At 64.8% G+C, this 22130-nt stretch carries 23 protein-coding genes and 1 riboswitch; of the genes, 13 read left to right on the forward strand and 10 right to left on the reverse strand.

Features of this window, described 5'->3' with window-relative positions; genetic code table 11:
* The first annotated feature begins 227 nt into the window (after positions 1–227).
* Positions 228–620, forward strand: a complete 393-nt coding sequence (locus M2427_RS40690; protein ID WP_280712355.1) for a hotdog domain-containing protein — start codon at positions 228–230, stop codon at positions 618–620.
* A gap of 3 nt (positions 621–623) precedes the next feature.
* On the opposite strand, the gene proC is transcribed toward M2427_RS40690, so the two are convergent.
* Together proC and M2427_RS40700 are read right to left on the reverse strand one after the other, a co-directional pair.
* Entirely contained in the window at positions 624–1448 is an 825-nt protein-coding gene (proC, locus tag M2427_RS40695; protein ID WP_280712356.1) for a pyrroline-5-carboxylate reductase, read from the reverse strand.
* Positions 1449–1632: 184 nt separating this feature from the next.
* Positions 1633–2133 (reverse strand): YbjN domain-containing protein, encoded by a 501-nt coding sequence (locus M2427_RS40700; RefSeq protein WP_280712387.1) that lies wholly within the window; start codon positions 2131–2133, stop codon positions 1633–1635.
* Between the two features lie 441 nt (positions 2134–2574).
* A riboswitch (FMN riboswitch) is annotated at positions 2575–2733 on the forward strand.
* A gap of 74 nt (positions 2734–2807) precedes the next feature.
* Here M2427_RS40700 and M2427_RS40705 point away from each other — a divergent pair.
* From M2427_RS40705 to M2427_RS40745, 9 genes are all read left to right on the forward strand, one after another.
* Complete coding sequence (locus M2427_RS40705) at positions 2808–3359, forward strand: 6,7-dimethyl-8-ribityllumazine synthase (RefSeq protein ID WP_280712357.1); 552 nt, start codon at positions 2808–2810, stop codon at positions 3357–3359.
* A 236-nt stretch (positions 3360–3595) separates the two neighbouring features.
* A complete protein-coding gene (locus M2427_RS40710) occupies positions 3596–4789 on the forward strand; it encodes an MHYT domain-containing protein (RefSeq protein ID WP_280712358.1) in 1194 nt (397 codons plus the stop codon).
* Between the two features lie 166 nt (positions 4790–4955).
* Positions 4956–5819, forward strand: a complete 864-nt coding sequence (locus M2427_RS40715) for a xanthine dehydrogenase family protein subunit M (protein ID WP_280712359.1) — start codon at positions 4956–4958, stop codon at positions 5817–5819.
* A 12-nt stretch (positions 5820–5831) separates the two neighbouring features.
* Complete coding sequence (locus tag M2427_RS40720) at positions 5832–6332, forward strand: 2Fe-2S iron-sulfur cluster-binding protein (RefSeq protein WP_280712360.1); 501 nt, start codon at positions 5832–5834, stop codon at positions 6330–6332.
* On the forward strand, positions 6329–8749 hold the full coding sequence (locus tag M2427_RS40725; protein ID WP_280712361.1) for an aerobic carbon-monoxide dehydrogenase large subunit: 2421 nt from the start codon (positions 6329–6331) through the stop codon (positions 8747–8749). The genes M2427_RS40720 and M2427_RS40725 overlap by 4 nt, the downstream gene beginning before the upstream one ends.
* A 98-nt stretch (positions 8750–8847) precedes the next feature.
* Positions 8848–9714 carry a MoxR family ATPase gene (locus M2427_RS40730; protein ID WP_280712362.1) on the forward strand — a complete coding sequence of 289 codons (867 nt, stop codon included), beginning with the start codon at positions 8848–8850 and terminating at the stop codon, positions 9712–9714.
* The gene (locus M2427_RS40735) at positions 9711–10919 is read left to right on the forward strand and encodes a VWA domain-containing protein (protein ID WP_280712363.1); all 1209 of its coding nucleotides are present in this window, start codon (positions 9711–9713) and stop codon (positions 10917–10919) included. Before M2427_RS40730 ends, M2427_RS40735 begins: the two co-directional genes overlap by 4 nt.
* Before the next feature lie 11 nt (positions 10920–10930).
* Complete coding sequence (locus M2427_RS40740; RefSeq protein ID WP_280712364.1) at positions 10931–11767, forward strand: XdhC/CoxI family protein; 837 nt, start codon at positions 10931–10933, stop codon at positions 11765–11767.
* A gap of 10 nt (positions 11768–11777) precedes the next feature.
* Positions 11778–12236 (forward strand): carbon monoxide dehydrogenase subunit G, encoded by a 459-nt coding sequence (locus M2427_RS40745; RefSeq protein WP_280712365.1) that lies wholly within the window; start codon positions 11778–11780, stop codon positions 12234–12236.
* 117 nt (positions 12237–12353) lie between these two features.
* Here M2427_RS40745 and M2427_RS40750 read toward each other — a convergent pair whose 3' ends face one another.
* The 8 genes from M2427_RS40750 to M2427_RS40785 all read right to left on the reverse strand — a co-directional run bounded on the left by M2427_RS40750 (position 12354) and on the right by M2427_RS40785 (position 20117).
* Positions 12354–13388, reverse strand: a complete 1035-nt coding sequence (locus tag M2427_RS40750; RefSeq protein ID WP_280712366.1) for an ATP-grasp domain-containing protein — start codon at positions 13386–13388, stop codon at positions 12354–12356.
* Entirely contained in the window at positions 13385–14413 is a 1029-nt protein-coding gene (locus tag M2427_RS40755; protein ID WP_280712367.1) for a putative zinc-binding metallopeptidase, read from the reverse strand. The genes M2427_RS40750 and M2427_RS40755 overlap by 4 nt, the downstream gene beginning before the upstream one ends.
* A 274-nt stretch (positions 14414–14687) precedes the next feature.
* Positions 14688–15641 (reverse strand): ribose-phosphate pyrophosphokinase, encoded by a 954-nt coding sequence (locus M2427_RS40760; RefSeq protein ID WP_280712368.1) that lies wholly within the window; start codon positions 15639–15641, stop codon positions 14688–14690.
* Positions 15642–15835: 194 nt separating this feature from the next.
* On the reverse strand, positions 15836–16459 hold the full coding sequence (locus tag M2427_RS40765) for a hypothetical protein (protein ID WP_280712369.1): 624 nt from the start codon (positions 16457–16459) through the stop codon (positions 15836–15838).
* A gap of 165 nt (positions 16460–16624) precedes the next feature.
* Positions 16625–17392, reverse strand: coding sequence for a peptidoglycan editing factor PgeF (gene pgeF, locus M2427_RS40770; protein WP_280712370.1), 768 nt, complete (start codon positions 17390–17392; stop codon positions 16625–16627).
* A complete protein-coding gene (locus M2427_RS40775; protein WP_280712371.1) occupies positions 17392–18507 on the reverse strand; it encodes an SAM-dependent methyltransferase in 1116 nt (371 codons plus the stop codon). Before M2427_RS40775 ends, pgeF begins: the two co-directional genes overlap by 1 nt.
* Positions 18508–18525: 18 nt before the next feature.
* Positions 18526–19371, reverse strand: coding sequence for a prolipoprotein diacylglyceryl transferase (gene lgt / locus M2427_RS40780; protein ID WP_280712372.1), 846 nt, complete (start codon positions 19369–19371; stop codon positions 18526–18528).
* 8 nt (positions 19372–19379) lie between these two features.
* Positions 19380–20117: a dienelactone hydrolase family protein gene (locus M2427_RS40785; protein WP_280712373.1), complete on the reverse strand. Its 738-nt coding sequence runs from the start codon at positions 20115–20117 to the stop codon at positions 19380–19382.
* A 184-nt stretch (positions 20118–20301) separates the two neighbouring features.
* Between M2427_RS40785 and M2427_RS40790 the strand changes: the two genes are divergently transcribed.
* From M2427_RS40790 to pth, 3 genes are all read left to right on the forward strand, one after another.
* Entirely contained in the window at positions 20302–20553 is a 252-nt protein-coding gene (locus M2427_RS40790) for an accessory factor UbiK family protein (RefSeq protein WP_128953911.1), read from the forward strand.
* 181 nt (positions 20554–20734) lie between these two features.
* Positions 20735–21460, forward strand: a complete 726-nt coding sequence (locus M2427_RS40795) for a 50S ribosomal protein L25/general stress protein Ctc (protein ID WP_280712374.1) — start codon at positions 20735–20737, stop codon at positions 21458–21460.
* A 60-nt stretch (positions 21461–21520) separates the two neighbouring features.
* Positions 21521–22126, forward strand: a complete 606-nt coding sequence (gene pth, locus M2427_RS40800) for an aminoacyl-tRNA hydrolase (protein ID WP_280712375.1) — start codon at positions 21521–21523, stop codon at positions 22124–22126.
* Positions 22127–22130 lie beyond the last annotated feature (4 nt).

Consider the following 22130-nt stretch of genomic DNA (forward strand, 5'->3'; position numbering starts at 1 on the left):
GGAGACCGGGCCGGATCACGGCGTCAAGCGCCAAGGACCCAACGGCTTCCCGCCCACCGCCATCATGACAGACTTTCCACACACAGGGACCCATAACCACAGGCAGTGGTTATCTGATGAAATGATAACTCCGAGTCCCCGTAACCACAATTTCCTGTGGCTATGGGTCCCGGATCGGCGCGCGCTTTGGCGCGCTTGTCCGGGACGACACCGTGTGTGAGGCACCCATGGACGCACGCGATTTCATCAAGATCGGCATGAGTGCCGAACGCACGCTGGTGGTGCCGGTGGAGCGTACGGTCGGGCATTTCGTGCCCGGCATGCCGATGGTCTATGCGACTCCGATGATGATCCTGGAAATGGAGATGACGTCGGGAGACGCGATCCGCGCCGCGCTCCAGCCCGGCTGGGTCACCGTCGGCACCGAGGTCGACATCCGTCATCTTGCAGCCGCGCTCGTCGGCGCGACGGTACGTACCACGGCGAAAGTGATCGCCGTCGAGCGCCGCGTCATTCGCTTCGAGGTCGAGGCCTTCGAAGGCGCGCGCAAGCTCGGCGAAGGCCGCCACGCGCGCGGGCTTGTGAACGTCGAGATGTTCAACAAGCGATTGGGCGCGTAGCCGCTACTTCGCCAGTTCCTTCGACCGCTTCGTCGCCGCCGCGATGGCGCGGATCATCAGATCGCGCAGGCCCGGCTCGCCCATCAGCACGCCGAGAGCTGCGGCGGTGGTGCCGCCGGGCGAGGTGACGTTCTGGCGCAGCGTGGCGGACGGCAGATCCGACCGGTGCAGCAGCTCGCCGGCGCCCGCGACCGTTTCACGCGCGAGCTTGGTCGCGAGCGCCTCGGGCAGGCCTGCTTCCACGCCCGCACGCGCAAGCTCTTCGGCCAGCAGGAACACATAGGCCGGGCCCGAACCGGAGACCGCGGTCACCGCATCCATCAGGCTTTCGTCCTCGACCCATTCGACCGAGCCGGTGGCGCGCAGCAAGGCATCAGCCACCGCGCGCTGTCCCGCGCTGACAGTCTTCGCAGCGACCGCCACGGTAATGCCGCGGCCGATCGCGGCCGGCGTGTTCGGCATGGCGCGCACCACGGCGCCGCCGCAGACCTCTTCGAGCGCAGCGATTGTGGTTCCCGCCATGATCGACACCACGGAGGTCTCGTCAGATACGTATGACTTCAGCCTCGCGCCGGCCTCGCGGAACATCTGCGGCTTCACCGCAACGACCATCGTCTCGACAGTGCCTGCCGCCTTCACATCGGGATTGAGCGCGACGCCTTTTGCGCCAAGCGCGGTGATTTCGGGTGAGAGGTGCGGCTCGACCACGGCGACGCGGCGCGGATCGAGCCCGCCGGCCAGCCACCCGGTCAGCATCGCGCCGCCCATCTTGCCGGCGCCGGCGAGAAGGATGGTGCCGGAGATGTTTTGGAGAGTCTTGTTTGCCATCGCTGTTGCCACAACCGTCGTCCTGGCGAAAGCCAGGACCCATTACCCCAAGGGGTTCTAGTGGATGGAGGGCAGAGCAACAAGCGTCGCGCGACACAGAGAATTCACGCTGTATGGGTCCTGGCTTTCGCCAGGACGACGATGAGGAAAGAGTTACCCGTCCCTCACCATATTGAGCGGACCCCTACGCCTCGCCCACCGTATCGAACATCGCCGCGTCCATGGCCTGCGTGGTGGTCTTGCCGGCCCACACCACGAACTGGAATGCCGGGAAGTAGCGCTCGCAGGCGTGGATGGCGCCGGCGAGCATGGCTTCGCATTGCGCGGTCGAGGCGGTGAGTCCACCAGGCAGCACCAGCGCCTGGCGGTGCATGATCATGCCGGTGTTGGTCCACAGGTCGAAATGGCCGATCCACAACTGCTCGTTGACCGCGGCGACGAGCTTCTGCACCTCGCCGCGGCGCGCGACCGGAATCTTCATGTCGAAAGCGCAGGCCAGATGCAGCGCTTCGATCTCACCCATCCAGGTGAACGAGATCTGGTAGTCGGTCCATTGTCCCTTCGAGACAATGGTCAGTTCGTCTTCGCCGGAGCGTTCGAACGGCCAGTTATTGCTGGCAGCGATGTCCTCGACCACCGCGAGCGGGTGATTTCGGGAATCGATAGTGCCTTCGAGCAGGGACATGCCGTCTCGACCTTTTGCCTTCTTGTTGTCTTTTGATACGCACGCGGTTGGTCCGGCGCGCGCTTCCTTAACGTCGTTAAGGGCAATCTCTTCGGAATCGCTTTCAGCGATCCTCTCGGAGTCGCTCTTGCGATCCCTTCGGACCAGCGCGGGCTTGTCGCGGATCAACTGATGTGATTTGCGGAATCTGCGCAACTGGGTCGCGAGTCCGTCCACAAGACAGGACTCGTTCGTCCACAGCTCATCTCGGACACAATTATTAATTTGAGAACAAACCGGAATCGGATCGAGCGGCCGCCGGCCCAATCGTTAATTCCGTCTTCCGAGGTCCGCACCCCCCATAGCGGCATGGGACCATGCGGTTTTTGGCTGCGGAACAGGCTTGCCTGCTGCCCCTCGCCGGCGGCATATTTCGGCTCAGGTCGCTCAATCCCGGGCGGCCGATGTTCTCAGGGCGGGGTGAAAGTCCCCACCGGCGGTAAGGGCCGAAAGGCCTAAGCCCGCGAGCGCCTTCTCCGAGGTCTTTGCCGAGGGGAAGGGTCAGCAGATTCGGTGCAACTCCGAAGCCGACGGTTAAAGTCCGGATGAAAGAGAACGGTCGGTGGCGGACGCATCGCAAGGTGCGGCTGCTTTTCGTTCCGTGTGCCCTGATTCTGGTCCTCGAGAGGAAAGCCATGAATCAGACGTTGCAAGATCCCCAAATCGAAACGTCTCAAGTCGCCCAACCGCCGGTTCCCCCGGCGACCGAGCACCCGCGGTTCGCAAAGCCGCAGCGGGTCGCCTTCGTCGAGGCTTGCTGGCATCACGACGTCGTGCGGGAGGCGCGCTTCGCCTTCTTGAAGGAGGCCGAGGCACGCCACCTCACCCATGTCGACGTGTTCGAGGTGCCGGGCTCGTTCGAGATCCCGCTGCACGCGCAGGTCCTCGCCAAGACGCGGCGCTACACTGCGATCGTCGCGGCCGGCCTTGTCGTCGATGGTGGCATCTATCGCCACGAGTTCGTCGCAGACACCGTGATCAAGGCGCTGATGGACGTGCAGCTGCGCACCGAGGTGCCGGTGTTCTCCGCCGTGCTGACGCCGCAGCAATTCCACGAGACCGAAGTGCATTACGATTTCTTCCGCAGGCACTTTGCAATCAAGGGCGTCGAGGTCGCGGCCGCCTGTGCCGAGACATTGCACGGCCTGGAGCGCCTGCGCGGCCAGGTCGCGGCCGGAATTGTGTAGAGGTCACAAAGACTCGCGCTCCTCATCCTGAGGAGCGCGTAGCGCGTCTCGAAGGATGAAGGTTACAGTGGGGCCTGCATGGTTCGAGACGGCGCTTGCGCGCCTCCTCACCATGAGGGTCCTGGAGCGCACCAAGCCTCGCCTTCACACGCCGCTGATTGTCAATCCCGCCGCCGTCCCTATAAAGTCGGCGGCGGGAGGAGGCCGCTCCGTGGAGACGGGCGGCCGACAAGATCATGTTCGAAGGACACGATCCCTATCTCGTCGCGCTCTCGGTGGCGATCGCGAGTCTGGGTGGTTATACCGGCTTTGCGCTTGCTGCTCGCATCCGCAACACGCCCGGCGTCAGCAACCGCGTTCTGCTCGCGGGTGCGGCTGCGTTTCTGGCGGTCGGCATCTGGACCATGCATTTTGTCGGCATGCTGGCCGCACCGCTGCCGCCCGACACGGTCTATCTCGTTCTTCCCACCATCATCTCGTTCCTGATCTGCGCGCTGGTGGTCGGCATCTCGCTGTTCTTTGTCTCGGTCGGCGAGCCCAAATTGAGGCGAGTGGCGTCGTCGGCCGTGTTGCTCGGCGTCGGCATCGCGAGCATGCATTATGTCGGCATCCACGGCCTCGCCGGGTCGTTCGGCATCGTGCACGACCCGACCATGGTCTTTCTGTCGGTCGTGGTCGCAATCGTCACGGCCTATGGTGGCTTGCGCGCCTTCCTGGCGCAGCCCGAAGGCGCCCGGCTGATCGTCAGCTCGATTGTATTCGGCATGGCCGTCTCCGGTATGCACTACACCGCGATGCTCGGCATGCATTTCGAGCCACTGACAGGTGCGGCGCATCATCATGGCGGCGGTCTTGCCGCGTCGCAGCAAATGCTGTCGATCATCGTCGCAGTGTTGTGCTTCGTCATTGCGGCCGGCTTCCTGCTATCGCTGGTTCCGGATTCGCGGCGTCAGGCGCCGGTCGCTGTGGAGCAGGTTTCACCCCCTGTCGCGCCTGTTGGCGCCGAGCCGCTTGTGGCCGCAACCGCTTCGCCACGTCCGATGGCGCCGCTCGGTGGTCTCGGCCAGCCGCCGCGGGCGCCGGTTCCCCGGCTGCCGGTCGAGAGTGCTGACGGCACGCATTTCATCGACACCGCCAATGTCCGCAGCGTCCGGGCGGACGCGCACTACACCCGCGTTCATGACGGGACCCGCGAGCGGATGTGCCCCTGGTCGATTTCGGAAGCCGAGGCACAGCTCGATCCCTCGCTGTTCCTGCGGGTGCACCGCAGTCATATCGTCGCCATCCCCCATATTGCCCTGGTCCGCAAAGAGGGCGACGGCGCCGTGCTCGAGCTCGATGGCCCGTCGCCGCACCGGGTGCCGGTGAGCCGGGCGAAGATCGCCGAGGTGAAGGCGAGACTCGGGTTAGCGAACCGGCGGCAGGCTTAGGCAAAGGTGAAGGGTCGCCTCACCTGACGCAATTCGTGCGTTCCCATCCGCAATTCGTGCAAAAAGCCCGCTCTGGTGCCCGAATGATTGCGGCTTGCCCCGTCCGGAGAGACCGTCCCCTCCAACGTCCGCGCCGTCACGCGCAAAGGACGACGAGGAGGAGATGATGATCCCAGGCTCATTCGGCTATCACCGGCCGGCGAGTGTCGCCGATGCCGTCAAACTCTTGTCCGACCTCGGCGAGGATGCCCGGCCACTGGCCGGCGGGCACAGTCTGGTGCCGATGATGAAGCTTCGGCTCGCCTCCCCCGCCCATCTGATCGATCTGCACGGCATCGCCGCGCTGAAGGGCATCAGCCGCTCCGGCAACAATCTCGTCATCGGCGCGATGACCACCCAGCACGAGTTGCTGGCGTCGGAGGACGTCGCCAAGGCGATGCCGATCCTGCATGAGACGGCACTGCTGATCGCAGACCCGCAGGTGCGCTACCGCGGCACGATCGGCGGCAACGTCGCCAACGGCGATCCCGGCAACGACATGCCGGCCCTGATGATGACGCTGGGGGCGACCTATCGCCTTGAAGGCTCTGGTGGCGCCCGCGATGTCGCGGCCGCTGACTTCTATCAAGGCGCCTATTTCACGGCGCTCGAGCCCGGCGAGATCCTCACCTCAGTCTCAATCCCCGTGCCCGCAGCCGGCCACGGCTACGCCTATGAAAAGCTCAAGAGAAAGGTCGGCGATTACGCGACCGCCGCTGCGGCAGTCGTCCTCACGATGTCCGGCGGCAAGGTCGCGACTTGCGCGATCGGCCTCACCAATGTCCACGAGACGCCGCTGCTTGCTGCTGACGCGGCAAAGGCTGTGATCGGTACGAGTCTCGATGCCGCCACGCTCAAGAAGGCGGCCGCGGCAGCCGAAGCGATCATGGCTCCGGCGGCCGATGCACGCGGACCGGTCGAATACAGAAAACATGTCGGCGGCATCATGGTGACACGCGCGCTGCAGCGCGCCGCCGCCAAAGCGAAATAAGGGAGGGGATCAATGGCCAAAACACACGTCACCATGAAGGTGAACGGCGCCGAGGTCGAAGGCCTCGTCGAGCCGCGCACGCTGCTGGTGCATTTCATCCGCGAAAATCTCGGGATGACCGGCACCCATATCGGCTGCGAAACCACGCATTGCGGCGCCTGCACTGTCGACATCGACGGCATGTCGGTGAAGTCGTGCACCATGTTCGCCGTGCAGGCGCAGGGCAGCGACATCACCACGGTCGAAGGCATGGCTAATGCCGATGGCACGCTGTCCGCGCTGCAGGAAGGCTTCCGCATGATGCACGGCCTGCAATGCGGCTTCTGCACGCCCGGCATGATCATGCGCGCGCATCGCCTGTTGAAGGAAAACCCCTCGCCCAGCGAGCCGGAAATCCGGATGGGCATATCAGGCAACATCTGCCGCTGTACCGGCTACCAGAACATCGTCAAAGCCATTCAATATGCCGCCGCCAAGATCAACGGCGTGGAATTCCAGGAGGCCGCAGAATGAATGACCTCACTCCCACGCGGGAACAACGCACCGCCGCACTCGAAGGCATGGGCTGCAAGCGCAAGCGCGTCGAGGACATCCGCTTCACCCAAGGCAAGGGCAATTACGTCGACGACGTCAAGCTGCCGGGCATGCTGCATGGCGACTTCGTCCGCTCACCGCATCCGCATGCGCGCGTCACAAAGATCGACGACAGCGAGGCGCTGAAAGTGCCCGGCGTGCTCGCGGTGATCACCGCCGAGACGCTGAAGACGGTCAATCTCGCCTGGATGCCGACGCTCGCCGGTGACGTGCAGATGGTGCTGGCCGACGGCAAGGTGCTGTTCCAGAACCAGGAAGTCGCTTTCGTCGTCGCCACCGACCGCTATGCGGCCGATGACGGCATCAACAAGGTGATCGTCGAATACGAGCCGTTGCCGCCGCTGGTCGATCCCTTCAAGTCGATGGACAAGGATGCGCCGATCTTGCGCGAGGACCTCGTCGGCAAGATGTCCGGCGCGCACGGCCCGCGCAAGCACGACAACCACATCTTCGAGTGGACTGTCGGCGACAAGGAGCTGACCGACGCGGCCTTCAACAAGGCCGAAGTCAAGATCAAGGAGATGATCTCCTATCACCGCACCCATCCGTCGCCGCTGGAGACCTGCCAGTGCGTCTGCTCCTTCGACAAGATCAAGGGCGAGCTGACGATCTACGGCACCTTCCAGGCTCCGCATGTGATCCGCACCGTGGTGTCGCTGATCGCAAAGCTGCCGGAGCAGAAGATCCATGTCATCGCGCCCGACATCGGCGGCGGCTTCGGCAACAAGGTCGGCGCCTATCCCGGGTATATCTGCGCGGCTGTCGCGTCCATCGTCACCGGCAAGCCGGTGAAATGGGTGGAGGACCGCATCGAGAACCTCACCGCGACTTCGTTCGCGCGCGATTACCACATGACGACCGAGATCGCCGCGACCAAGGACGGCAAGGTCACGGGGCTTCGCGTGCACGTGCTCGCCGATCACGGCGCGTTCGACGCCTGCGCCGACCCGTCGAAATGGCCGGCCGGCTTCTTCAACATCGTGACCGGCTCGTATGACTTCCCGACCGCACATCTGGTGGTGGATGGCGTCTACACCAACAAGGCGCCCGGTGGTGTCGCCTACCGTTGCTCGTTCCGTGTCACGGAGGCCGCCTACTGCATTGAGCGCGCGATGGATATCCTGGCGCAGAAGCTCAACATGGATCCGGCCGAGCTGCGGCTGAAGAACTTCATCAAGCCGGAGCAGTTCCCGTATCACTCGGCGCTGGGCTGGGAATACGATTCCGGCGATTACCACACTGCGATGCGCAAGATGATGGAGACGACCGGTTACGCCGCACTCCGGAAAGAGCAGGCGGAGAAGCGGGCCGCGTTCAAGCGCGGCGAGACCCGCGAGGTCATGGGGCTCGGCGTCTCCTTCTTCACCGAGATCGTCGGCGCCGGCCCGTCGAAGAATTGCGACATCTTGGGGATAGCGATGTTCGACTCCTGCGAGATCCGCATGCATCCGACCGGTGCGGGCATCGCGCGCATGGGCACCAAGAGCCAGGGCCAGGGGCATGAGACAACCTGGGCCCAGATCATCGCCACTGAAATCGGCATTCCCGCCGACAACATCATGGTGGAGGAGGGTAACACCGATACCGCGCCTTACGGGCTCGGCACTTACGGGTCGCGCTCGACGCCGGTGGCGGGTGCTGCGATCGCGATGGCTGCGCGAAAGATCAAGGCCAAGGCGCAGATGATCGCGGCCTATAAGCTCGAGGTCCACGAGGACGATCTCGAATTCGACATCGACGGCTTCCGGGTGAAGGGCCTGCCGGAGAAATTCATGTCGATGAAGGATATCTGCTGGGCGGCGTACAACTCCGTGCCCCCTGGCATGGAGCCGGGGCTGGAGGCGGTCAGCTATTACGATCCACCCAACATGACCTATCCCTTTGGTGCGTATCTCTGCGTGATGGACATCGACGTCGATACCGGCGTGTACAAGGTCCGGCGTTTCTATGCGCTCGACGATTGCGGCACCCGCATCAATCCGATGATCATCGAGGGCCAGGTGCATGGCGGGCTGACCGAGGCCTTCGCCATCGCGATGGGCCAGGAGATCCGCTACGACGACACCGGCAACGTCGTCACCGGCTCGTTCATGGACTTCTTCATGCCGACCGCGGTGGAGACGCCGCATTGGGAGACCGACTTCACCGTCACCCCGTCGCCGCATCATCCGATCGGCGCCAAGGGTGTCGGCGAGAGCCCGAATGTCGGCGGCGTGCCGGCCTTCTCCAACGCCGTCAACGACGCGTTCTCGTTCCTCGGGAGCACCCACATCCAGATGCCGCATGATTTCTGGCGCAACTGGAAGGCGGCGAAGGCCCTCGGAGCGGTTGCTTAGTTTTGGTTCGTCATTCCGGGGCGGTCCGCAGGACCGAACCCGGAATCTCGAGGTTCCGGGTCTGGTGCTTCGCACCATCCCGGAACGACGGAGGAAGCATGAAAAACCGAGACGAGATCGCGCAAGCCTTGGCCGCATCCGGCTATATCGCCGATGCGGACCTCGCGACCGCGATCTCGCTGATGCAGATGTTGCGACGTCCGTTGTTGCTGGAAGGCGAGGCGGGCGTCGGCAAGACTGAAGTCGCAAAGGCGCTGGCAAAGGTGCATGCGACCGAGTTGATCCGGCTGCAATGCTACGAAGGGCTCGATCAGTCCTCCGCGCTCTACGAGTGGAACTACCAGCGGCAATTGCTGGCAATCCAGGCGCATCGCGGCACTGACAGCATCGAGGACCAGGTCTTCTCTGAAAAATACCTGCTGGAGCGCCCGCTGCTCGCGGCGATCCGCCGGCCGAAGGCACCTGTGCTGCTGATCGACGAGATCGACCGCGCGGACGACGAGTTCGAGGCGTTCCTGCTGGAGCTCTTGTCCGACTTCCAGGTCTCGATCCCCGAGCTCGGCACCATTCCCGCCGTCACCATCCCGCACGTGGTGCTGACCTCGAACGGCACCCGTGAGCTCTCCGACGCGCTGCGCCGGCGCTGCCTCTATCATTATGTCGATTATCCCGACGTCGACCGCGAGACCCGCATCATCCTGGCACGGGTCGCGGGAGCCAGCCCGTCGCTATCGCTCCAGATCGCACGCATGGTCGAGGGCGTGCGCAAGGAGGAGCTGCGAAAGGTCCCTGGCGTCGCGGAGACGCTGGACTGGGCGGCCGCGCTGGTCGGACTCGATGTGCGCGATCTCCACGACGCGCCCGAGACCGTGCATGAGACGCTGGTTTGCCTGCTGAAGACCCACGAAGACCGTGCCCGCGTCACGCCCGAGGTGACGCAGCGCCTGCTGGGGAAGGTCGCATGAGCTGCTGCGGCTCGAGCCCCGAATATGATGACCTCAATGAGGTCTCCAGGCTCGTGTCCGCGAGGCTTGCGGCGTTCCTGCGGACCTTGCGCGAAGCGGGCTTCCGCGTCGGGCTCGCCGAAGGGCAGGATGCCGCGACGCTGATGTCCTCGGGCTATGCCGCCCGGCCGGGCCTTTTGCGCGCGGCATTCAAGCATTTGTTCTCGGCGCGCAAATCCGACTGGGACAAGTTCGATGGATTGTTCGATGCGTTCTGGATGGCCAAGCGCGTTCGCTCGCGCTCGCGTACCGTCGGCTCGACGCCGGGCGCCAGCAATCCGTCGCTGAAGAGCCTGCAGGACAAATCGGCCGAGCAGGGCGGCAACCAATCCGTCACCGACCAGCTTCCGTCGTCGGACGCTGCACCTGAGGGCCGCTCCGGCGAGGGCCGCATGGAAGGCGCCTCGCGCGCGGAGAATCTTGCCGAGGTCGACTTCCGCAAGCTCAGCGATCCCGATCAGGTCGCGCAGGCCCACGAGGCAGCCGCGCAGCTCGCGAGAGCGATGCGCACCCGCTTGACCCGGCGCGATCTGGCGCGCCGGCGCGGCTACCGGCTCGATCTGCGGCGAACCATCCATCGCAATATCAGCCATGGCGGCGTGCCGATCGCGCTCGTCAAGCGGAAGCGCAAGGACAAGCCGCTGCGGCTGATCGTGCTGCTCGATGCCTCCGGCTCGATGAGCATGTACACCTCCGTCTTCCTCCGCTTCATCCACGGTGTGCTCGATCAGTTCCGCGAGGCCGAGGCATTTCTGTTCCACACGCGCCTCGCCTACGTCTCCGACGCGATGAAGGAGAGGGATGCCGGCCGCGCGCTCGACCGGCTGTCGATCATGGCGCAGGGCGCGGGCGGCGGCACCAAGATCGGCGAGTCCTTGCAGACCTTCAACCGCTGGCACGCTGCGCGCGTGATCCATTCGCGCAGCTGCGTGATGATCGTGTCCGACGGCTACGAGACCGGCGATGCCGCATTGCTCGGGCGCGAGATGGCGGCGCTGCATCGCCGCTGCCGCCGCGTCGTCTGGCTCAATCCGATGATGGCCTGGGAGGGCTATTCGCCCGAGGCGCGCGGCATCAAGGCCGCGCTGCCGCATGTCGATCTCTATGCGCCCGCCAATTCGCTGCAAAGCCTGCGCGCGCTCGAACCCTATCTGGCGAAGCTCTGAGGGATGTTGCGATGACCGCTCATGTCGAATTGCTGGATCTGGTCGCGCAGATGAAGGCCGCCGAGCGCGCCTTCGTGCTCGCGACGGTGGTGCGGACGGTGTCGGTGACCGCGGCGAAGGCTGGCGCCAAGGCGATCATCGCGGCCGACGGCACCATCGTCGCGGGTTGGATCGGCGGCGGCTGCGCCAAAGGGGCGGTGCTGAAGGCGGCGCGCGAGGCGCTCGCCGACGGCGAGCCGCGCATGGTGTCGGTGCAGCCGGAAAACCTGCTGGCCGAACTCGGCGTCAGCGCCGGCGAGAGCCGCGACGGCATCCGCTTCGCCAGCAATATGTGCCCGAGCAAGGGCACGATGGATATTTTCGTCGAGCCGGTGCTGCCGCATCCCTCACTGGTCGTCCTCGGTGCGAGCCCCGTGGCGCTGTCGCTTGCCGCGCAGGCGCGCGTGCTCGGCTATCACGTCACGTTCGCCGCACCCGCCGCGGAGCTCACGGCGCAGCCGGACGCCGATGCTGTCATCGACGGCTATCAGCTCGGTGAACTCAATGACGCCAAGCGTTTCGTCGTGGTCTCGACGCAAGGCAAGGGCGACGAAGCCGCCCTGCGCGCGGCGGTTGCGACCAAGGCCTGTTATCACGCCTTCGTCGGCAGCCGCCGCAAGATGGCGTCGCTGCGCGCCAAGCTTCTTGCGGAGGGCGCGAGCGCCGCCGCGATCGACGATTTCAAGGCACCGGCCGGGCTCGATCTCGGTGCCATCACGCCGGAGGAGATCGCGATGTCGATCCTCGCCGAGATCACCAGGGAACGTCGGCGCGGCCAGCGTGCCGGTCAACCAGGCAGCAAAGAGTGAGACACCCATCATGCAGATGAACGACAGCCAGCGCATTCCCGCCTCACGCGAACAGGTGTGGGCGGCGCTGAACGATCCCGCGGTGCTGAAGCAATGCATCCCCGGCTGCCAGTCGCTTGACGTGACCGCGCCGAACGAGATGACGGCAACCGTGGTCTTCAGGGTCGGCCCGGTGAAGGCGACGTTCAGCGGCAAGGTGACCCTGTCCGATCTCGATCCGCCCAACGCCTATCGCATTTCCGGTGAGGGCTCCGGCGGCGTCGCCGGCTATGCCAAGGGCGGTGCGCTGGTGCGGCTGGAATCGGAAAGCGCCGATGTCACGGTGCTGCACTACGATGTCGACGCCCAGATCGGCGGCAAGCTGGCCCAGCTCGGGGCGCGGCTGATCAACTCGACCGCGACGAAGCTCGCCGGCGAGTTCTTCAAGTCGTTTGCCGATGTGGTGAGCGCGAAGGCGGAGGCGAGCTAGGTGCCGTAGGGTGGATTAGCCGAAGGCGTAATCCACCACGTCTGCCGCCGCGGAAATAGAAGAGGTGGATTACGCTTCGCTAATCCACCCTACGATATCGGTGCAAGCCGCCCAGTCTCACCCCAGCGACACGCCTGCCTTGGCACGGCTGATCCCCAGCGTCAGGATCCTGTGCAGCAGATCCTTGTACTTCAGCCCGTCGTGCAGGGCCGCCGTGGCGAATTCCTGGCTCTTGGCGATCTCGGGGTTGGGATTGGCCTCGATGAAATAGGGCGTGCCGTCGGCGGCGAGGCGGAAATCGATGCGCGCATAGCCGTCGAGGCCAAGCGCCCGGTAGATGCGTTTCGCGGCGCGCTGGATCCGCGCGGTGACATCTGGCGCAAGGTCTTTCGCCGGCCCGTCGACGATGCCGACGCGTTCCTGATAGTCGGTGTCGTGCTTGGCTTTTTCCGTGGCGATGTGGCGTGAGCTGCGCCCGCCCATGCTGCCGAACTTCAACTCCCAAACCGGCAGCACGCGTAGCCGGTTGTTGCCGAGCACGCCGACATAGAGCTCGCGCCCCTCGATGAACTGCTCGGCGATGGCCGCCGTTTCGCTTCGATCGTGGATGAAGGCGACGCGCTCCGCGAGCTTTTCGTCGGTATCGACAATCGAGGCCTGAGAGATGCCGGCGGATCCATCCATGTTCAGGCTCTTGACGATCAGCGGCAGCGCAAGATGTTTTGGACGCTTGACCTTGCGGCGCATCGGAAACACGGCAAAGGCCGGCACCGCGATCCTCCGATGATGCACCAGCGTCTTGGACAAATCCTTGCCGCGCGCCAAAATCAGGCCGCGCGGGTTGCAGCCGGTATAGGGCACCTTCATCAGCTCGAGATAGCTGGCGATGTGCTGGTCGTAAGCGACGTTGTAGTGGAACTCCTCCAGCAGGGTGAACACCACGTGCGGCTTGAACCCCTCGATCGCTTCGCGAACCGGCCTGATTTCCTCCTGTGCGCCGAGCGCGCGGACCTCATGGCCGGCTGCGCGCAGGGTGCTGACGACGTCGTATTCCGTTTTCCAGGTGTTGATTTCCTGCGGCGTGTATCCGTCGGAGGAGTCCGGAGGCATGAAGTCCGGATGCATCAGCACGAGAATACGGAGTCGTCTCATAGCGCGATCCATTTGCGCCGAGACGGGCCAAACAGCGCGTGCATCGTCTTGGCGGTCACGAGGACAGTGAAATCGAGAACGAGCCTCTGTTCGGGTCCGACCGCGCGCAGATCGAGCTCGCGGCAGCGGGAGATCATGTCGTCGAGCACGGCATCGAGCGTGAGCTGGTTCTCGCCCGTCCACCGCGCGACCAGCCGTCTGATCTGGGCGCGGTGCCGCCTGATCAGGCTGGACGCGGGTTTTGAGCGATGATGCCGCGGATCGGTGGAGAACAGCCGGGAGAGGTCGCGGTCGTAGGTCTTCGGCGGCGTGAAGGCGTAGAACGCCTGTTTCTTCTCATAGTGGTCTTCGAGCGTCTGGCTGAGCTTGCTGAGCGGATCCACGCGCTCGCGTGTCGTGATCAGCGGTCGCTTTCCCGCGATCTCGCCCATCAGCTGGTCGACATATTCCAGCTTCTTCAGCGCGGGCCAGCCGGCGTATCGCGTGCGCCAGTTCGAGCGCGGCTTCAGCCACACTGCAAAGGTCTCGGCAAAGTCTTCGTCAGGGTGGCTCTGCGCGTACCAGAGCCGAAGGTGCTGGACGTAACGCCGGCTCGCAGGGTTCGGCCGGTAGTAGCGCGGATAATGTTTTGACGATGGCCCGAACAATTGTTGCCAGCGCCGGCGCCGCTGCAGCTGGAAGCCGTGCTGTATGGCGTGGCCGGCCTCGTGGCGGAGGATGGCCATGCATTCGCGCCAGGTTCCGCCCTCGACGTCGAACATCATCTTCTTCTCGAGCTTCATCAGGCGGGGATGGGCGAGATAGAAGGGGATGGCGATGCCGGGCACGTCTCCCGGACTGAACCACTCGCTCGAGATCCATGTGTGCGGTCGCAGCCGGATGCCGCGCTCTTCGAGCTCTTCGTAAAGCGTGCCGACGCAGCCTTCGAGCCAGGTGCCTTCGACCGTGACCCGGAGGCTGCTCAGGCGTTGCTGCAGCAGCTCGTCGTCTGACAGCTTCTCCCAAGCAAATTTCCGGTGCGGCATCAGGGACCCAGGCAGCGATGACTCAATGTCACGATGATGTCATGGGCCGCACCCGGCAACAACCCGTGGGGGAGCGAGGCACGCTGCGGACCAGGCGCGTCGTGAGGGACGGAGGGAAAGTGCGCTCCCTCGCCCCGCTTGCGGGGAGAGGGAGCGGTGAGGGGGAGTCTCCGCGAGGGAGGTGAGAGTTGCACTCGTGGAGAGTCCCCCTCACCCGGAATTCAAGCTTCGCTCGAATTCCGACCTCTCCCCGCAAGCGGGGCGAGGTAAGAAATCAATCGAACAGGCTCGACACCGACTCTTCCGCGGCGGTGCGCGCGATCGCGTCCGAGATCAGGCTGGCGATCGGCAGCGTGCGGATGTTCGGCGCCTTGGTCACCGCTTCGGTCGGCAGGATCGAGTCGGTGATGACGAGCTCTTTCAGCTTCGAGCCGGCGATACGGGCGGCCGCGCCGCCGGAGAGCACGCCGTGGGTGATGTAGGCGTAGACGTCCTTGGCGCCCTTGGCGATCAGTGCATCGGCCGCGTTCACCAGCGTGCCACCGGAATCGACGATGTCGTCGATCAGGATACAGGTGTAGCCGGCGACGTCGCCGATCACGTTCATGACCTCGGATTCGCCGGCCCGTTCGCGGCGCTTGTCGACGATCGCGAGCGGTGTGTTGATGCGCTTGGCAAGGCCGCGCGCACGGGCCACGCCGCCGACGTCAGGCGAGATCACCATCGTCTTGGAGAGATCGAACCTCTCCTTGATGTCGCGCACCATCAGCGGCGCCGCGTAGAGATTGTCGGTCGGGATGTCGAAGAAGCCCTGGATCTGGCCGGCATGCAGGTCGAGCGTCATGACGCGGTCGACGCCGGCCTGGGTGATCAGATTGGCGACGAGCTTGGCCGAGATCGGCGTGCGTGAACCTGATTTGCGGTCCTGGCGGGCGTAGCCGAAATAGGGCAGCACCGCTGTGATACGGCGCGCCGAGGAGCGTCGCAGCGCGTCGGTGATGATCAGCAATTCCATCAGATGGTCGTTCGCGGGGAACGAGGTCGACTGAATGATGAAGGCATCCGAGCCGCGGACGTTCTCCTGGATCTCGACGAAGATCTCCATGTCCGCGAAGCGCCGGACCACCGCCTTGGTCAGCGGCAGGTCGAGGCCCTGCGCGATCGCTTGCGCGAGCGCTGGATTGGAGTTGCCGGCGACAAGCTTGATTGAGCCGTTCTTGGCCGACATGGACGCTTCCTCCCGCGCTTTGCTGGATACGACGTTCAACATCAGAGAATACCCACTGGCAGCACGGTTACGACGGGCGAGGAAATATCAGGCGGGAGGCTGCAATGGCAACCCGGGATGCTACGTTTTCCCTCTGAAAATCCTGAGTCGGGCCAAAGGTTTGCCCGGGAATTGGGCCCGTGGTTTAGCGGTGGTTATTGCTGGGCATAGCCGAGCGCCGAGGCGGGCACCACGGCTGCCGGCGCCTCCGGAGTCACGCTCGCCACAGCGGGGCCCCGCAGGCCCGGAACCGAGCCCGGCGCATCCGGCCTTCCGTTGATCATATTGGAAAGTCCGCTGAATCCGGCCTGGGCGATCTTCCGCAGCACCAGATCGTCGGCGGCAGCCCACGGATCCTTTCCGCCCTTGGCCGCGGTGGTCGGCTCCTCGCCGGAGAGGCGCAAGGCCCGCTGCTGGTTGGCGTCGTAGACATCCCAGACCCAGGCAATCACGGTCTTGCCGCGCACCACCTGGGCGGAGAGGTAGCTGCGCACGCGGTAGGCAGCCGTCCCCTCGCGGGAGACGATCGAGAGGCTGCGCAGCTTGGATTCGCTGTCGAGCACGCCGACCATGCGGTCGAACACCTGCGGCGGCGGTCCGTCGATCGATTCGAAAGCGACCGTCGCCCCGGAGCCGGCGCTCGGTGGCGCCATCGCGTAGGAATTGGCGGCATTGCCGCCGCCTCCGGCGCAGCCGGCCAGCGCGGTCGCCGCTGCCAGCAGCATGGCCGCCAGCACGCGCGAGCCTGCGCGGCTCAGAAAAGATGACGCTTCCCTCATTATGGAGGGCAGCGATATCGTTAAAATCGATTAAGGTCTAGGGCAGAGGCGACACAGTCCCAAGCGCCGTCATTCCGGGGCTCGCAAAGCGAGAACCCGGAATCTCGAGATTCCGGGTTCGATGCTTGCGCATCGCCCCGGAATGACGGGAGGTTGCTCCTCCGTTCACCCTTCCAGCGCGATCGCGTGAACATGCCGGCCGTAATCCGGCTCCTTGCGATGCACCGAGCGGCGATAGCTGAAGAAGCGCTCGTCGGCGTAGGTGTCGAGACCAAGGTCGTCGATCATCAATATGCCGGCGGCTTCCAGACGCGTGCGGATGAAGCCGGCAAGATCGAACATCGCGTGGCCCTCGCGTACCGATGGAATGAAGAACATCGCGTTCTCCGCATCGGCCTCGATGAAGCGCGCGACGAATTCGTTGCCTACCTCGTAGCTGTCCTGGCGGATCAAGGGGCCGATCGCGGCAATGATGCCGCTGCGTGAGGCGCCAAGCTTCTCCATCGCCGCTATCGTGGACTCTAGCACGCCGGTCAGCGCACCCTTCCAGCCGGCATGGGCGCCACCGATGACCCGCGCATGCGGATCGACGAACAGGACCGGTCCGCAATCGGCGGTGGAGACGCCGAGCGCGATGCCCGGCGTTTTGGTCACCATCGCGTCGCCCTTTGGCCGCGGCCCGCTCGGCCACGCCGTCTCGGCGACGAGCACGTCGGGCGAGTGGATCTGGTGCAAGCTGAGGAAGCGGTCGGCCGCGACGCCGACATGTTCGGCCATGCGGCGGCGGTTCTCCGCAACGCGGGCCTGATCGTCGTTGGAGCCGAGCCCGCCATTGAGCGCGGAATAGATGCCGCCGGAGACGCCGCCTTCACGCGTGAAGAAGGAATGGCGGAGGCCCGGTACCGCCGACAGCAGCGACGAAGTGAGGGTCATCAATTGCCTCCGGCCTTTTCGAGATCGCTGAGGCCCGCAAGGCCCGTCAGCCGCGGCTCGGAGATGCCGAGCACCTTGAACATCGAGCCCATGCCGCTGCGCCCGGTGTCGGTCAGCCGCTTCAGCGCCACGGAAATGTCGGTGGCAACCTCGGGCGTTGCCTTCTGCATCAGCGCGGCCGCGCGGGTGTCGATGCCGACGCGCTTGAGGAAGTCACCTTGCGTGACCGGTCCGTGCGCACGGGCGCCGACGGCCTCGGCCGCGCGCGCGAGCGCCTGGAAGTCGACATGAGCAGTGACGTCGGCCTGGCCCGGCGCCTTCAGGGGATCGGTGAAGCTGTGGCGCGCGATGGCCTGGAAGGTGTCGCCGGCATCGCTGCGCAAATGCCCGTAGTCGATGATCAGCGCCGCGCCGTCCTGGTCGCGCACGCGGGTGGCGAGCTTCATGATCTCCGTATCGGGCCGCCACTCGAACACCGCGCCGACGGGTGCGGCGCGCACCAGGGGCGGCAGCAGCACGTCGAAGCGCGGCGTCGGGTCGGGAGCCGCGCCGAACTGGAGCTTGCCATTGGCGTCGACGTCGATCACACGCTCGTGCCAGCCGTCCTCGCGCTTCACCATCTGGTGAATCGGCAGCACGTCGAAATATTCGTTGGCGAGGATGATGCCGGGACCATCAGGTACATCGTCGATGCTGTCGTGCCAGGCAATGTTGCGCACGCCCGACAATGTCGCACTCTGCCGCTCGCGCAGGACCGGATTGACCTCGACCAGGTGAATGCTGAGCCCCTGATAGAGCGGCGGCAGCACGCGAAGCGCGCGCAGCGCGTCCGCCATCATGGTGCCGCGGCCGGGACCGATCTCGATCAGCCGCAGCGATTGCGGCGAGCCCATCTGCTTCCAGACCGAGGCGGTCCACAATCCCAGCAGCTCGCCGAACATCTGGCTGACTTCGGGCGCGGTGGTGAAATCTCCCTCACGGCCGAGCGGATCGCGCGAGACGTAATAGCCGTAACGCGGATGCATCAGGCACATCTCCATGTATCGCCAGACCGGCATGGGGCCTGAGGATTTGATCAGCGCCTTGATCTCGTTGAGCAGTGGCTGTTCCGTCACGTGTCTTCTCGAAATGAATTAACTGATGGCCGCGGTGGGCTTCGGCGCTCCGCGCCTTACAGCCCATACGATAAGTATAGCCCCAACGAGTAGCATCGGGATCGACAGCAGCATGCCCATGGTTAATCCGCCCCAGAGAAAGCCGAGCTGGACGTCCGGCTCGCGAAAATGCTCGCCGGCGATGCGGGTCAGGCCATAGATCAGGATGAAGGCACCGAGGATCATGCCGGGGCGCTTCAGCGCGCCGAGGCGGATCATGATCGCGAGCACGGTGAACAGCAGGATGCCTTCCATGCCGGCCTCGTAGAGCTGGCTCGGATGGCGCGGCAGATGCGAGGGATCGTGGGGGAAGATCATCGCCCAGGGCAGGCTCGCATCGGTGGCGCGGCCCCACAATTCGCCGTTGATGAAATTGGCGATGCGCCCGAGCAGCAGCCCGATCGGGGCGACCGCGGTGGTGATGTCGCCGAGCGACAGGATCGAGATGCGGTTGCGATGAGCAAACCACATCACCGCGGCGACGCAGCCGAGGAAGCCGCCGTGGAAGGACATGCCGCCCTCCCACAATTTGAAGATCGCGGCGGGGTCCTTGATGAAGAAGGGCAGGTTGTAGAACAGCACGTAGCCGGTGCGGCCGCCGAGGATGATGCCGAGCGTGACCCAGAGGATGAAGTCGTCGATCTGCATCAGCGACATCGGCGCGGGGCCGCCCCATAGCCGCTCGGTCTTCAGCAGCGAGCGTGCATAGAGCCAGCCGATGACGATGCCGCCGATATAGGCCAGCGCGTACCAGCGGATCGCGAACGGCCCGATCGCCACCGCGATCGGGTTGAAGGACGGGAAGTCGATGAGCAGAAAGGGCATCGCGCCGGCTATTGCTGGACGAGATTGCGGCGATAGAGCGCCAGCAGGCGCTCCCAGTGCCGCTCGGCGGCGTCGCGGTCATAGACCGGGCGCTTGGGGAAGGCGAAGCCGTGATGGGTGCCGGGATAGATCTCGACCTCGGCTTTCGCGCCTTTCATGCCCTCTTTGACCTTCTCGATGATTTCCGGTGGCGCGTAGACATCGGTCTCGGCGCAGGCAAAATAGAGCTCGGCCTTGGTCTTGCCTGCCGCGAGATGCGGGCTGTCGTCCTGCTCCGTTGCGAGTTGCACGCCGTAGACCGAGGCGGCTGCCTTGACGCGATCGGGGAAATGCGTGGCGGCGTTCACGGCATAGCGGCCGCTCATGCAGTAGCCGACGGTGCCGACGATCCTGGGGTTTGCAGCCTGCTGGCCTTCGGCATAGGTGAGCAGCGCGCGCGTATCGTCCATGATCAGTGGAATCGTAAGCGAGCCCATCAGCGTGAACATGCGCTTGCGCTCCGGCGCGTTCGGATCGGCCGGCAGCGCGCCGAGCTCCATCACGCCGGAGCGGTAGTAGAGGTTCGGCAGCATGACGTAATAGCCCGACGTCGCGAGCCGGCGCGCCATGTCGCGCAGCTCTTCGCGGATTGCCGGCGCGTCCATGTAGAACAGGATGACCGGGAACGGTCCGCCGCGCTCGGGATGAACGATGAAGGTCGCGGTGTGGCCGTCCTTGGTGGGAATTGCGATCTGCTGCTCGATCATGTCTTGCGTTCCGCCTTGTGATTCCCGGTTATGCAGGGACGTTGAATACGATTGCAAGGAAACCGGGGCATGACAAGGATACCGCCGCGCAGGCCTTGAACCTGTCACCGCGGATTGCCATTGTCTTTTCACGCGTTCGCGCAAAGTTTATCGAGGCCGGCAAGAAACCGATCAGGAGACCGATATGACCCAGACCACCAACCGGTTTTTCGATGAGATCGGCCGCTTGATGAACGACGCCGCCGGGGCTGCCCAGGGCGCCAAGCGGGAGTTCGATACGGTGCTGCGCAACCAGGCCGAAAAATTCCTGCGCGACATGGACCTCGTCAAGCGCGAGGAGTTCGAGGCGGTCAAGGACATGGCCCGTCTGGCACGCGAGGAGAACGAGGCCCTGAAGGCGCGTATCGCCGCGCTGGAGGCCAAGCTCGGCGGGTAGCGCCGCCCGGAATGACGGCAGATCCGGGTCAGGCGGCCCGGCCATTCTCCTTGTCATTTCCGCATCTTCCGGGTAAAAGCCCGCCACGTCCGCGGCCCCCGCACCCCTGGAGGCTTGCTGCGGCGTACACCATGGGCCGCCTTGCGGCCCATTAACTTTTGCAAAAACAAGGACTTAGACTATGGCGACGACCGTCAAGGAATTGAAGGCGACCGCACGTCCGAAGAGCGGCAAGGGGGCCGCCCGGGCTGAGCGTCGCGCCGGCAGAGTGCCCGGAGTGATCTATGGTAACAACCAGCCCCCGCTCCCGATCTCGGTTGACGATCGCGAACTGCGCCAGCGCATCCTCGCGGGCCGGTTCCTGACCACACTGGTGGACGTCGAACTCGACGGCAAGAAGCATCGCGTGATTCCGCGCGACTACCACCTTGATCCGGTCAAGGACTTCCCGATCCACGTCGACTTCATGCGTCTCGGCGAAGGCGCCACCATCCGCATCAGCGTGCCCCTCCACATCGTGAAGGCGGAAACCTCCCCGGGCGTGAAGCGCGGCGGCACCGTCAACATTGTCGCCCACGCCATCGATCTCGAGTGCTCGGTCGAGAACATCCCGCAGTTCCTCGAGGCCGACGTCGGCGCGCTCGAAATCGGTTACTCGCTGCATTTGTCGGACATCAAGCTTCCGACCGGCGTGAAGGCGTTGACCCGCGAGGACGCAACCCTGGTCACCATCGTGCCGCCGTCCGGCTACGCCGAAGAGCAGAAGGCCGCGGCTGCGGCTGCTGCTGGTGGCGCGGCTCCGGCGGCTGGTGCTGCTGCTCCGGCGGCAGGTGCTGCTCCGGCTGCGGGTGCTGCTGCTCCGGCGGCGGCCGCCAAGGCTCCGGCCGGCGGCGACAAGAAGAAGTAAACTCTCAAAGAGCCGGCGCGCGGTCTCTGATCGCGTGCTGGCCGAGGGGCGCACCGCGTCATGCGACTCTTTGTTGGGCTCGGCAATCCCGGCGCGAAATACGCACGTAACCGGCACAATATCGGCTTCGTGGCCGTCGACGAGATTGCGCGGCGTCATGGTTTCTCGCCATGGCGCCGTCGCTTTCAGGGCGAGACTTCGGAAGGCACGCTCGGCACCGAGCGCGTCATCCTGCTCAAGCCCACCACCTACATGAACGACTCTGGTCGCTCGGTGCAGGAAGCGGCGAGCTTCTTCAAGATCGCGCCCGGCGACACCACGGTGTTTCACGACGAGCTCGAACTGCCTCCGGGCAAGGTGCGGGTGAAGATCGGCGGCGGCATTGCCGGGCATAACGGCCTGCGCTCGATCTCGGCGCATATCGGCAACGAGTATCGCCGTGTCAGGCTCGGCATCGGTCATCCCGGCGTCAAGGAACTGGTGCACGGCCATGTGCTGTCGGACTTCGCCAAGGCCGACAATGACTGGGTGACGACGCTCTGCGACGCAGTGGCCGAGCACGCGGCACTGATCGTTAAGGGCACCGACGCGACCTTCGCCAACAGGGTGCATCTGGCCATGCAGGCGAAGGGATTTTTGACCAAGGACGAGAACGGCAAGGAATAACGCT

Origin of the sequence: Bradyrhizobium sp. BR13661 (genome assembly GCF_029892425.1) — a bacterium.
Taxonomy (GTDB): domain Bacteria; phylum Pseudomonadota; class Alphaproteobacteria; order Rhizobiales; family Xanthobacteraceae; genus Bradyrhizobium.